The organism is Bradyrhizobium sp. S3.12.5 (assembly GCF_040548225.1).
Classification (GTDB): Bacteria; Pseudomonadota; Alphaproteobacteria; order Rhizobiales; family Xanthobacteraceae; genus Bradyrhizobium; species Bradyrhizobium cytisi.
Genome location: NZ_JBEPRF010000015.1, coordinates 1 through 12,271, shown reverse-complemented (window position 1 = coordinate 12,271; position 12,271 = coordinate 1). Strand labels below are relative to the sequence as shown.

The 12,271-nt window shown below is 58.0% G+C and carries 8 protein-coding genes and 2 pseudogenes; 7 read left to right on the top strand and 3 right to left on the bottom strand.

Features of this window, described 5'->3' with window-relative positions; all coding sequences use genetic code 11:
* Positions 1-9: 9 nt before the first annotated feature.
* The gene (gene istA, locus ABIC09_RS22575) at positions 10-1,491 is read right to left on the bottom strand and encodes an IS21 family transposase (protein ID WP_354110705.1); all 1,482 of its coding nucleotides are present in this window, start codon (positions 1,489-1,491) and stop codon (positions 10-12) included.
* Positions 1,492-2,130: 639 nt separating this feature from the next.
* Between istA and ABIC09_RS22570 the strand changes: the two genes are divergently transcribed.
* The 7 genes and pseudogenes from ABIC09_RS22570 (at position 2,131) to ABIC09_RS22540 (ending at position 10,608) form a co-directional block, all read left to right on the top strand.
* Positions 2,131-2,490 carry a hypothetical protein gene (locus ABIC09_RS22570; protein WP_354110588.1) on the top strand — a complete coding sequence of 120 codons (360 nt, stop codon included), beginning with the start codon at positions 2,131-2,133 and terminating at the stop codon, positions 2,488-2,490.
* Positions 2,491-2,571: 81 nt separating this feature from the next.
* A complete protein-coding gene (locus ABIC09_RS22565; RefSeq protein ID WP_354110587.1) occupies positions 2,572-3,342 on the top strand; it encodes an ABC transporter permease in 771 nt (256 codons plus the stop codon).
* A complete protein-coding gene (locus tag ABIC09_RS22560; RefSeq protein WP_354110586.1) occupies positions 3,332-4,702 on the top strand; it encodes an ABC transporter ATP-binding protein in 1,371 nt (456 codons plus the stop codon). The genes ABIC09_RS22565 and ABIC09_RS22560 overlap by 11 nt, the downstream gene beginning before the upstream one ends.
* 236 nt (positions 4,703-4,938) lie before the next feature.
* Positions 4,939-6,018: a class I SAM-dependent methyltransferase gene (locus ABIC09_RS22555; RefSeq protein WP_354110585.1), complete on the top strand. Its 1,080-nt coding sequence runs from the start codon at positions 4,939-4,941 to the stop codon at positions 6,016-6,018.
* A gap of 182 nt (positions 6,019-6,200) precedes the next feature.
* A pseudogene (locus tag ABIC09_RS22550) lies at positions 6,201-6,373 on the top strand (transposase); the annotation flags it as partial.
* Positions 6,374-6,874: 501 nt separating this feature from the next.
* A complete protein-coding gene (locus tag ABIC09_RS22545; RefSeq protein ID WP_354110584.1) occupies positions 6,875-8,662 on the top strand; it encodes a glycosyltransferase family 2 protein in 1,788 nt (595 codons plus the stop codon).
* Positions 8,662-10,608 carry a glycosyltransferase gene (locus tag ABIC09_RS22540; RefSeq protein ID WP_354110583.1) on the top strand — a complete coding sequence of 649 codons (1,947 nt, stop codon included), beginning with the start codon at positions 8,662-8,664 and terminating at the stop codon, positions 10,606-10,608. Before ABIC09_RS22545 ends, ABIC09_RS22540 begins: the two co-directional genes overlap by 1 nt.
* Positions 10,609-10,665: 57 nt before the next feature.
* Here ABIC09_RS22540 and ABIC09_RS22535 read toward each other — a convergent pair.
* Positions 10,666-11,331: pseudogene (locus ABIC09_RS22535) on the bottom strand (transposase family protein); the annotation flags it as partial.
* A 7-nt stretch (positions 11,332-11,338) separates the two neighbouring features.
* Positions 11,339-12,271 (bottom strand): IS66 family transposase (tnpC, locus tag ABIC09_RS22530; protein ID WP_354110582.1); only part of this gene is annotated, 933 nt, incomplete at its 5' end.

Here is a 12,271-nt window from a genome sequence, read left to right as displayed (position 1 = left end):
CGTGATCTCCTAATTATAGTAGCGCGGCCCGCGGATGTTGGGATGGAGGATCGGCGCGTCGTCCGCGGGGCGCTTCGGTGAAGGACGCCGATCGAGGTTGTTGGCAAGGATCGATTTGACCGAGCCGTAGGTGCGCGCGCCGATATCGATCGCCCGCAGACAGGCGCGGAAGCCCTGCTCGGGGTGCGCACGTTCGTCGAGGATCAGGTCGCATAGCGCAGCGGTGGCCGGCCCGATCGAGGCGGCGTCCTTGCGGATGCGCTCGATGGTCCAGCCGGCGTAGCGCCGATGACTGGAGGCCATGTGCTCCGGCACGGTGGTGTGCTTGTGGTTGCCGCTCATGCGCTGATGCGCGGCGATCCGCTCACCCCTGTGGAAAATCTCGACGGTGCGGGCAGTGAAGCGCACCTCGACCTCGGCGCGGACGAAGCGATGCGGGACGCTGTAGTAATGCGCCTCGACCTCGACGTGATAATCGATGCTGACCCGGCAGATCCGCCACTCAGCAAACACGTAAGGGTTCTCCGGCAAGGCCTTGAGTGCCGGCCGGTCGATCTCCTCCAACAGCTTGCGTCGGGTCACGCCGAGCCGCCGGATCGGCCGTTCCTCGTTGAGCCGGACCAGAAGCTCGGCGATCGCGGCGTTGACCTCGGCGAGGCTATGGAAGATGCGGTGGCGCAGCCGCCCGAGCAGCCAGCGCTCAACCATGAGGACCGCCTGCTCGACCTTCGCCTTGTCCCGTGGCCGTCGCGGTCTGGCCGGCAGAATGGCGATGCCGTAATGCGCCGCCATGTCGGCGTAGCTGCGGTTGATCTGCGGATCGTAGAGGCAGGCCTTGATCACTGCGGTTTTGGTGTTGTCCGGCACCAGCAGCGCCGGCACGCCACCGATCGCCTCGAAGGCGCCGACGTGGCCGCCGATCCAGTCGGCGAGCCCCTGCGTCCAGGTCGCCTGCGCGTAGGTGAAGCTCGATGCGCCGAGCACCGCGACGAAAATTTGCGCGATGCGCCGCTCGCCGGTCAGCCGGTCGATCACGACCGGCACGCCGTCGCCGGCATAGTCGACGAACAGCTTGTCGCCGGCTGCATGCGACTGGCGCATCGTGACCGACAGCCGGCCTTCCCAGGCGCGGTAGAGCTCGCAGAAACGCGAATAGCGATACCTGCCGGGCTCGCCCGCGATGTATTCCTCCCACAGGATCGACAACGTCACGTGCTTGCGCCGCAGCTCGCGGTGCACGGCTGCCCAGTCTGGCTCGGCCTGCCGGCGATGGCCCCGCCGGGTGCCAGAACCGGCGCCGACCCCCGCGAACAGCCGGGCCTCCAGGACAGGATCCGTCAGGTCATCGCTCAACGGCCAGGTCAAGCCCGCCGCCTCAAACCGGCGGATCGTCAATCGCACCGTCGACGGCGCCGTCCCCAACCGCCGCGCAATCTCACGGGTCGGCATCCCGGCCGACTTCAATCTGATCACATCGCGCACATGGCGCATCGCAAGCCTCTCCGTCGGCATCCAGGTCCCCTTCGCAAAGCCGAAAGCGGGACCGTAGCGGAGCCAGAAGAGGCCTCGTCACCCCGGGCGACATCATCCCGGAATCGTGGGCGAGATCATCTCGGAATGGCGGGCGAGATCAAATCGGAACGGTGGGCGAGATCATTCCGGAATGGTGGGCGACATCGAGCGGAATCAGCACCCGCATCAAATGGATGTTCACTACAGACAACGCCCGCGCCAAAATTAGCCGAACCTATCCCGACACTTCCAAAGAGTCATAATCGCGGGCGGTACAGAGGTACTAGGGTACTGTGTGTTTCCGATTGGCCTAGTACCGTGCCCAACTCATTTGCCTGAGAGAAATCGCAGGTCGGCCGATGGTCGGTTATGATGGCGCCTCTCGCGACTTGCACAGGGAAATCAGGCTGAGGCGAAATTGGCCGAACTGATGCGGGAGGCGATTGGTGTAGGGCAGATAGACCGATATAGAACATCCTGATTGCGATGTTCGTTTGAAGGCCGCCGACACGGGTCGCCGTAGTGAGTTGATCGAGATGATCAGTTTCGTTGTAGGCGCCACCGGGATCGTGGGGCAATATCGTCGAGCATCTGATCAGGTCCGGCGAAACGCCGCTGGTGCTGTCCCGGGCGAAGCAACGCAGTGACACAGTAGCGTGGCTCCAGGGCGATCTCGCCACGCGCGAAACCTTGAAGCCGCCTTCGTTCGAGACCTTTCATTGCGCGGTGGAGATTGGCCTGCTGGCGGACGCGCTGCCGCACATCTATGCGGCGGCCCTAAAGCGCGTCGTCGCCTTCACCTCCACCTGCATCGTCACCAAGATCGCGTCGGAGTGCGAACTGCTGCAGCGGCTTGCGGAGGGGGAACGGCGGCTGATCGCCACTTGCGAGCGATACAACGTCGGTTGGGCGCCTATTACGCGGGTTAAGCCCTTGTTGCGATTGGGTTCGCCCAAGCGCTTGTATTTTGGTACATAAATGCATAAGCCGCGCCATGGATAGCTCTGTTGAGGGACCGCTATGTTGAGCTTTACCGCAGGCATTTGGAGTCACAGAAATTTGATCTGGCGTCTTGTCAGGCGCGAGATCGAAGCGCGGTTCCGTGGCTCCTTCCTCGGGGTTTTCTGGGCCATCATCGTGCCGCTCATTATGCTCGCCGTGTACAGCCTCGTCTTCGGCGGTATCTTTCAATCGCGCTGGGCAGGGGCTGAGAACGGTGCTCGAATCGATGGATTCGCCTTTCCGATGATTCTTTTCGTCGGCTTAATCACCTTCGGTATCCTTTCTGATCCGCTAAACAGGGCTCCTGGGTTGGTCATGGAGAACGTCTCCTATGTAAAGAAGGTTGTCTTTCCTCTCGAAATCCTGCCGCTCGTCGCGCTGATCAGCGGGCTGGTAACTGCCCTGATCTCGTTTGCAGTGTTTTTATTCGTATTTTTGGTCGCGTACGGCGCCCCGCCGGCCACCATTATTCTGTTACCGATCGTTCTGCTCCCCTTCATGCTCTTTATTCTCGGCGGCGTTTATTTCCTTGCTTCGCTTGGAGTGTTTCTACGTGACTTGAAGCATGTGATGCCGCCGATAACGACTGCGATGCTTTTTCTTTCGCCAGTGTTCTATTCGCCTGATGCCCTGCCGGAGCGATATCGCTGGCTCCTCTATGCGAACCCCGCAACCTCGGCCGTGGTTGGCGCTCGGGAAGTAGTGTTTTCGGCGCAGCTACCAAATATTCTCGTATGGGGCATGTCTCTCATACTGTCTCTGTTTATTGCTACGGCTGGAGCCTTTTGGTTCATGCGTACAAAAAAGGCCTTCGCTGATGTCATCTGAAGCCGCAATCGCAGCCCGTGGATTGGGGAAAGCCTATCTGATCTACGGCAAACCGCAGGACCGGCTAAAACAGATGATCCTGCGTTGGCGAAAGTACTACCAGACCTACTGGGCGGTGCAGAATGTCGACATCACGATTAGGCGTGGTGAGACGGTCGGCATCATCGGGCGCAACGGGTCTGGCAAATCCACACTGCTCCAGATGATAGCGGGAACACTCCACCCCAATGCTGGCACGCTTACGGTCGAAGGACGGGTGGCGCCGCTTCTCGAGCTCGGCGCAGGCTTCAATCCAGAATTTACGGGCGGTGAGAATGTTCGGTTGGCGGCGACTATTCTCGGTCTCAGCACCAAACAGGTGGATGAGCGGTATGAGGCCATTTTGGATTTTGCAGGGATCGGCGATTTCATCGGCCAGCCCGTGAAGACTTACTCGTCCGGCATGTATGCCCGGCTCGCGTTCGCGGTTGCTGCCCATGTCGATGCTGATATCCTCATAGTCGATGAAATTCTCGCGGTTGGCGACGCCGCGTTCACGCAGAAGTGCATGCGTTTTATCCGCAAATTCAAGGAGCGCGGAACGCTACTCTTCGTTTCCCACGACACAGCTGCAGTCAACAGTCTCTGCGACCGCGCAATTTGGCTGGACAAAGGTCAGGTCCGTGCCGAAGGGCCAGCCAAGGAGGTCAGTTTCCTATACCAAGCTTCCTTGTATGAGCAAAACGATGGGGATGGTTTTTCGATTTCTGGGAGGCACCGAGAGGTCCAGACGCCAAAGCGAGATTTCCGTCATGAACTGATCCAGAACTCAGACAAGCGCAATGTGATCGAGGTGTTCGAGTTCGATCCAAGCGCCCCGTCGTTTGGCAAGCGAGGCGGAGAGGTGACGAACGTCCGATTCCTCGGTGCAAATGGGAGCCATTTGCCAGTCGTTGAGGGCGGAGAAGATGTGGTTTTGGAGGTTAGCTGCCAAGCCTACAGTGCGATAGGAAAACCGATCGTCGGATTTTATGTCAGGGACAAGCTCGGCCAAAACCTCTTCGGAGACAATACCTTTCTGGCCTATCCAGCGGGTACTACCGAGATCTTGCAGGACGAAAAGTTTCAAGCGCTCTTCAGCTTTCGCATGCCCTATCTGCCGCAAGGTGACTATGCTGTAACGGTGGCATTGGCCGAAGGCACACAGGATGACCACATACAGCACCATTGGCTCGACGAGGCGCTGATATTTCGCTGCGAAGGCGGTCATGTGCGGCAAGGTCTGCTTGGAGTTCCAATGCACGACATCCAATTTAGGCGCACTGCAGGTGACAACCAGGAAGGCGGGATAGAAGCAGCAGTATTGGGTAGATCTGGTTGAGACGAGCTCGAAATAACAAGATCGGCATCACCGGCGCAGTTCGGTCCTTTAGGCAAATGGCGGCAATTGGGCATTGCGAAAGTTTGATGCGATGATGGCTCATTGCTAAGCCATTGACATTCGGTACGACGTGTGGCCGGACAATCGAGACGCTCAAGCCCTTTCATGGAGTTGGTATGTCCCTTGGGCCTATTTTCGACCGCTCCGACGCAGATTACGCGAGACCGATATCCCTCATGTTACCTGAGCGGATCGTGGCGCCACCACCTTGGGTGGGGCACATTCCGTTCGCCTTTTGGATCATTGATGTAATGAGGCCGCGGCGTTTCGTGGAGCTCGGGACGCACAGCGGGAATTCGTTCTGCGCTTTCCTGCAGGCGGCGGCCACCGCCGTGACGCCAGGGGAATACTTCGCCGTTGATGATTGGCGAGGTGACGACCACGCGGGCGGCTATGACAACGGCATCTATGAAGACCTCAGGCGCTACACGGAGACGCGTTATCACCGTTCGTCCGCTCTATTGCGCATGACATTCGACCGGGCGCTTGCTGGTTTCGCGGACGGCTCAATCGACCTCCTGCACATTGACGGCCTCCACACCTACGCGGCCGTGCGGCACGATTTCGACGCCTGGCTACCAAAGATGAGCGAACGCGGCGTCGTGCTGCTCCATGACACGGCTGTGCGCGAGCGGGATTTCGGCGTCTACCAACTGTTTGCGGAGCTCGCAGAGCGCTACCCCACCTTTCAGTTTGTCCACTCCCACGGCCTTGGCGTCGTGCAAACCGGAACCGCCGTTCCGCCAGAGCCGCTCGCTAGTCTGCTGCGAGGGGAGCCTGACTCGCGCGGCATCGACCCCCGCCTTTACTTTGAGCGCTTGGGCAACTCGCTCGTCGACCGATACTATTTTGAGGAACTAGCGAAACAGTTGGAAGTCGAGCTTGAGAACATGGGGCGCCGCAAGCAGCAACTGGCGACGGCGCTCGCGTCGCCGTTCGATTCGGCCAAGCGTATTCTCAGTTCGGGTTTCTTTGATCCTGAGGCATATCGTAAAAATGCCGGCGTGCCGGATGTGCACGATCTTTCTCTCGCGCAGCATTATTTAGATGTTGGCGAGGCTGCACAGCTGGCGCCCTCCCGCCATTTCGACCCGCGTTTTTATAGTGACAAATACCCTGATGTGGCACGTGCGGGTTTAAACATGTTGTTTCACTACGTTACCTTCGGCCGTGCCGAGGGCCGCTTGCCTAAGAAGCCCAATATTGCGGGCGAGGACTCTGCCGAATCGGTCCGAACCGAGCATTCCCCTGATTGAGAGCCAGTTTATTTATGTGGAAGGCCGGCGGGTCGCCGCGAAACGGAGCGTAAATTTATTCCAAGGGGAAAGAAGGTCCGATGAAGACGCAGCGTCCAGCTAGAGGGCGCCCAAGGTATGAACTGGCACCGAGTTTTTCCCCCGGGAGGAGTTATGGCCCAGCCTTGACTAATTACGAACGGATGAAGCGAGCAAGGTTCGCGGAAGAACAGATCATCTCGGTCCTGAATGAGCACGAGACGGGGCCAAGACGGCTGACCTGGCTTGGAAGCACGGGATCTCCGAAGCGATACTGTGTATCTGGAAGGCCGGCACGGCGGGGATGGATGTTTTCGGCGTCCTGAAGTCACTCGAAGAAGTTCCTGGCCGGGCAGCTGCTCGAGGCAGCCTTCTTCCGCGAGCACAACGTGCTTCCCGGTTGGCGTGACGGGGGGCGACGGTGCGCGGCGTACCTAACAACCACAACGGGGTAAATTCAATGCAACTGCATCTGCCCTTCGGAGCGCAGAAAAGTGCGGTTCCATAAACAGGTTGCCTCGGGCCGATAGTCCACTATTGATGGCCGATCGTTGCTTATGGCGTCGAGAGTTTCCAACGCTATGATGTCGTAAGTTTCGGATCGCGCAATCGGGAAAGCCGAAACAATCGTGGAAAGGTCACTCAACCCGAGGGCGAGTTGGGCAGTTGCAGGCCTATTCTACGATAACGACCTTCTGGATCCCATGGCGCAATGGAGGCAGACGGTGTATGCGAGAGTCGGGGCGTGAGACGGTATATGCGAGAGTTGGCGCAGAACTTACACAATCCAGTGAACTGAGTAGGTCGCTCAATTAAGAGGAAATTGGATTTTCGGGTGATGCTGAAAGACAACTATCGCTTTCTTTTGAAAAAAGGTTTGAACAGCGTTCGTTCGAGTGGCATGCGCGTGACTGCGTCACGAACGCTGCGCTTTTTGCAAAATCGCGGCGTACGTGGCAGGACCCTCAACGTGCTGAATACGCTCGCTCATTATTTGAGAAGCGGGATCGGCGCGCCCATCCGGGAACACACTCAGGTTAACCTACCGGGTTCCGCAACCCAGTTTGCTTATCAACCGCTCGTCTCCATTATTATGCCGGTGTTTAACATAGAGGAAAAGTGGCTCCAGCGAGCCATCAGCTCGGTTCAGGCTCAGACCTATCCAAATTGGGAACTCTGCATTTGCGACGATGGATCGACCGCTCCAGACACAATTCGTGCTCTCGTCGATTTGGAGAGCGAAGGGACTCGGCTGCGCGTGAAGCGGCTGCCGGAAAATGGCGGGATCTCGAAAGCATCCAACGAAGCTCTCGCATTTGCGACGGGAGATTTTGTCGCCTTCCTTGACAATGATGACGAGTTAGAACCACACGCTCTCGAGTGCTACGTCGCGGTTCTCAATAACGACGCGCGCATTGATGTCATTTATAGCGACGAGGACAAACTGTCTGAACGCGGGATACGAGAAGAACCGTTCCTAAAGCCTGACTGGTCTCCCAGTATGTTCCGTGAGGTAATGTATGTCGGCCACCTTTTGTTAGTTCGACGAAATCGCATCGAGCAGATCGGTGGTTTCGATTCAACTTACGATGGCGTCCAGGACTATGAGTTGATGCTTCGCTTGTCAGAGAATACTTCTGCAATACATCACGTACACGAGGTGCTTTACCATTGGCGACGTATTCCAGGAAGCATTGCCGATCGCCCCGACTCTAAGCCGAATATCGGTCGTAAGCAGGTCGCTGCAGTGAACGCGCACCTCGTTCGCATGGGGATCAATGCCATAGCCAAAATCCACCCTATATTGCCTCATCGCGCGGTTCTTGTGCCCAACGCTCGGGATCGGTTTCCGCGCGTTTCTATCATCATTCCGACGAAGGATGCGCCAGAATTTATTTCGCGATGCCTCGCGTCCATATTCGAAAGGTCGACCTATCCCAATTTTGAGGTGGTAGTGGTTGACAATGGCACGACGGACGTTGAGGCGCTCGCTGTACTTGATCGTTTCCCGATCATTCGGGTGCCGTATTCGGAGCCCTTCAATTATTCTCGTGCAAATAACCTTGCTGCGGCCGCATCGACCGGAGACGTCCTAGTGCTCTTGAACAACGACACGGAGGTAGTCGAAGGCGATTGGCTCGAACAGATGCTGTTTTTTCTGGACGATCCAAACGTCGGTGCCGTTGGCCCACTTTTGATTTATCCCGACCGAAGCGTTCAGCATGCGGGCGTTGCCCTTGGAATTCGCGGTACAGCCGACCATGTGTTGCGGGGGCTCCCGGAGGATTCGGACGGTTATTTTGGGTCGCTGTCATGCACCAGGGAAGTATCTTGTGTGACCTTCGCATGCGTGATGCTCAGGAGAGAAGACTTTGACGCCGTCGGTGGCCTCAGTGAATTCTATCAGACACACTATCAGGATGTGGACTTCTGCATGCGTTTGACCGCGATAGGCCGAAAAATTCTTTATACGCCCCGCACTAGGCTTATTCACTACGAGAGCGCGACAAGGGGATCAGCGTACGACAGCTTGGATAGAGCTCTACTTCTGGATTGTTGGGGTGCTGAAATTAGCGCTGGCGATCCCTACAGCCGTTGGGAATCTAAATCTAGCGCGGCGGCCTGATGCCGATGAACGTTCTTTTTGTTTGTCACAATCAGCTTTCGAGCAATAGCGGCATCCACGTATCCAATCTTGCTCACGGAATCAGTGAAATGGGAGCCGACGTAGTTGTCGCGGTTCCTAACGGACTTGATAGAGCAGTGCCGCGAAATCACCGATACGCTAGCACGTCCTATAGCGGCGCGTCTCAGTTCCGCTTTAAGGATGGCATGGGAGCCGATCTCATCCATGCATGGACTCCAAGGCAGCACGTGGCGGAAGTCACCAGAGAGCTGGCCAAATGTCACGGCTGTCGCTATGTCGTCCACCTCGAAGACAACGAGTACGCAATCACGGCAGCCCACATTGGTTTAAGTGCGTCAGAATTGCGGGCACGTTCCGCAGCGGATCAATTACCACCAATACCAAAGTATTTGGCAGACCCTCGGGACATGCAGACGTTCCTTGGGGAATCGGTGGGCGTGACCGCATTGATTGACCGGCTGCTTGAATTCAAGCCCGAACACCTTCCCGGATTGGAAATATGGCCGGCAGCAGAAGAAGAATTGTTCCGTCCAGTAGCTAAGGATCGACATCTGCGCGACGAGTTGGGCATTGCACCTAATACGACAACGGTCGTCTATAACGGCAACGTCCATCCCGCAAATGTTAGTGAGGTTCGTTCTCTCTATTTGGCTGTCGCCGCTTTGGCACGAAGAAACATGGACATCGTTTTGGTGCGACTTGGACGGGACGGAGTTGCCGTCTTGCCGGAGGGATTGGCTGAAAGCGCGTGCCCAGTTGTGTCACTACCTTTCCAGCCTCGCGAACGCGTGGCTGCCTATCTTGCGCTCGCGGACGTGCTCGTGCAGCCAGGTCGGGTGAACGACTTTAATGTGTACCGATTCCCCTCCAAGTTGCCTGAATTCTTTGCCATGGGACGGCCGGTTATTCTTCCGGCGACAAATATTGGTCTCAGGGTTGAAGATGGCAAAGACGCCCTCTTGGCTTATCGAGGTGATGCAATCGAGCTAGCAGAGAAGATTATGGATGTTACTTCCGACAAGGATCTTTCAGAGATGTTGGCCAAAGGGGCGCGTGATTTCTACGAGCGCATGTTTTCGTGGAGTAAGAGTGCCGCCGCCCTAATGAACTTCTACCGTGATCTGAATCTAGTACCACGGCTTGACGATCTCGGGAACGAGATCGCTTTGATGCGTGTGGCAAGGCACTACAGCGGTTATCACGTTCCAAATGAGTTAGGCTACGCAAGCGTTCGAGATTATTCTGATAGTGCGGATCACTTACCCGCGCTTGCGACACTCAATCAGGACCTAAAGGACGCGCAGCGGCCCTGGGTTCTCAAGGCCGTTCTAGGGTCGTTTCCGAAGGGTAGCAGGTTGTTGGAGATCGGCGCCGGCGACCCTTGGGTCGCGGACTTGCTTGTGCGCCTTGGCTATGAGGTAGTGGTCGTCGATCCCTACGACGGCCGAGATCGGGGGCCAGCTGAATTCGAACGGATCAAAAGGCAATTCCCTCACATCACCTTTCTCAGGGGCCTATTCCCCGAAGCCCTGTCCGAGCTGGGCAATGCTGAATTCGACTGCATCTACTCTATCTCGGTGCTGGAGCATCTACCGATCGAAGCTGTCGAACCGGTCTTCGCTGGCATCGCCAAGCACAGCCGGACGAAGAATTCGCCAACGATCCACGCCGTTGACCACGTCCTGCTGGGAAGTGGCGCGGACGAGCATTTCACTCGTTTGAAAAAGATGGTGGAGTGTCTCGGTTTCACAGAGCGTGATCTACTTGACGTGCTCGAAAAGCTCCGTGACGATCCGGACGCGTACTTTCTCTCGGCTGAAGCGCACAATCGCTGGCGAGGTCGAATTCCCTACAGTGAATTTCCGATGCGCCGCTGCGTCTCCATCCAACTTTGCGCACCGGCTCGATTCGAGGGAAAATTATGACTGACGTCGACCATTTGCCACCATGGGCGCGGGCCCAGAGTCTTAAAGAGTCGTTCGTTAAGAAGCCGATTTGATCTCCGGCTGGTCGTTGATGGTCTTGATTAAGGCGATCAGGAAGAGGCAGCAAAGGGCTCTCAGCCAGGCGAGGATTCGGCGGAAGTTGTAGCCGACGGCGGAGAGGATAACGTTGGCGGCATCGCCTGCACGGCCTTTGCGGTAGCAGCGGCCGAGGTGACCTTCGGCCTTCAGGTGTCCGATCACGGGCTCGATGGCGGAGCGGCGGCGCAACTCGCGCTTGATGATCCCGAAGACGCCGCGCTTCTGGGCGGAGATGAAGACGCGACGGGGATTTTGCGCGTCGTGGCCGCGATATCCCTTGTCGACATAAGCGCGCTCGATCGCACAGCCGGTGAGCGTCTCGGTGTCCACGATAACGTCCCGCAGCGTGTGACCGTCGTATGGGTTATCGGACAGCGCCCTGGCGTGCAGCACGAACTGGCTGCCTGGAGCAGGCCGGTTGTTGGTGACGATGGAGGCCTTGACCCTTGACCCCGAACTCGTAAGGCGCGGCGGCCTTGCCCTTGCCGATGCACTCCACCTCCGGGCATGGAAGGAATAAAGCTTCCAGCCGCGCTGGCGTTGCTGCTGCGAACGGATCTGCGTGGCCCGGCCAAGCGGAAGCGCGCACGCCTCCGCGAGAGCTGGCCGATCTTCGATCTTGCGTAAGCGCTTAGCCGCCACTGTATGGACGCAGGCTTGACGCTTTGCGGAATCGCCACGGCATGAGGTCTTCGATTCTGCTATGGGGATGGCCGTCGATAATGGCCTCGAGTGTTTCGGCGATGTAGGCAGCCGGGTTGACGTCGTTGAGCTTGCAGGTGGCGACGAGCGACGCGAGCAAGGCCCAGTTTTCGGCTCCGACCTCATGACCGGCGAAGAGAGCATTTTTTCTAGTCAGGCAGACTGGCCGGATGGCGTTCTCGACCGGGTTGGTGTCGAGCTCAAGCCGCCCGTCTTCGAGGAAGCGGGTCAGCCCTTGCCAGTGATTGAGCGCGTAGCGGATGTCCTCGGCGAGCGTCGAACCGCTGGAGATCATCGACAGCTGTTTCTCGAACCACGGCTTTAACGCGGCGACCATGGGCAGCGAGTGTTCCCTGCGCCCGGCCAGCCGGATGTCCGGCGATGCACCGCGTACCATGGCTTCGATGGCGTAAAGCTGTGCGATGTGCCGAACGGCGGCCTCGGCGATCGGCGATTTGCTGTTGCGGGCCAATTTGACGAAGCGGCGGCGCAAATGGCTGCAGCAATGCACGAGCGTCCACGGCCCCTGCGGTCGAACGACTTCGGTCAGCCGGTCATAACCGTCATAGGCATCGCATTGCAGGAAGCGTCCGCCAAAGCCATCTAGGAACTGCTCCGCGAAGACACCGCTGCGACCGGGGGCATATCGGAACAGCACGATCGGAGGACTTGGGCCGCTGTGGCCGCGGTCGTCGGAGACGATCGCCCAGAAGTAGCCCTTGTTCGTTTGGCCTCGCCCGGGGTCGAGCACCGGCGCCGTGGTTTCGTCCATGAACAGACGATCCGCCATGGCCAGGCGGCGGCGCATGTGGTCCGCGATCGGCTGAAGATGGAAGCAGGCGCGGCCGGACCAGTTGCCCAG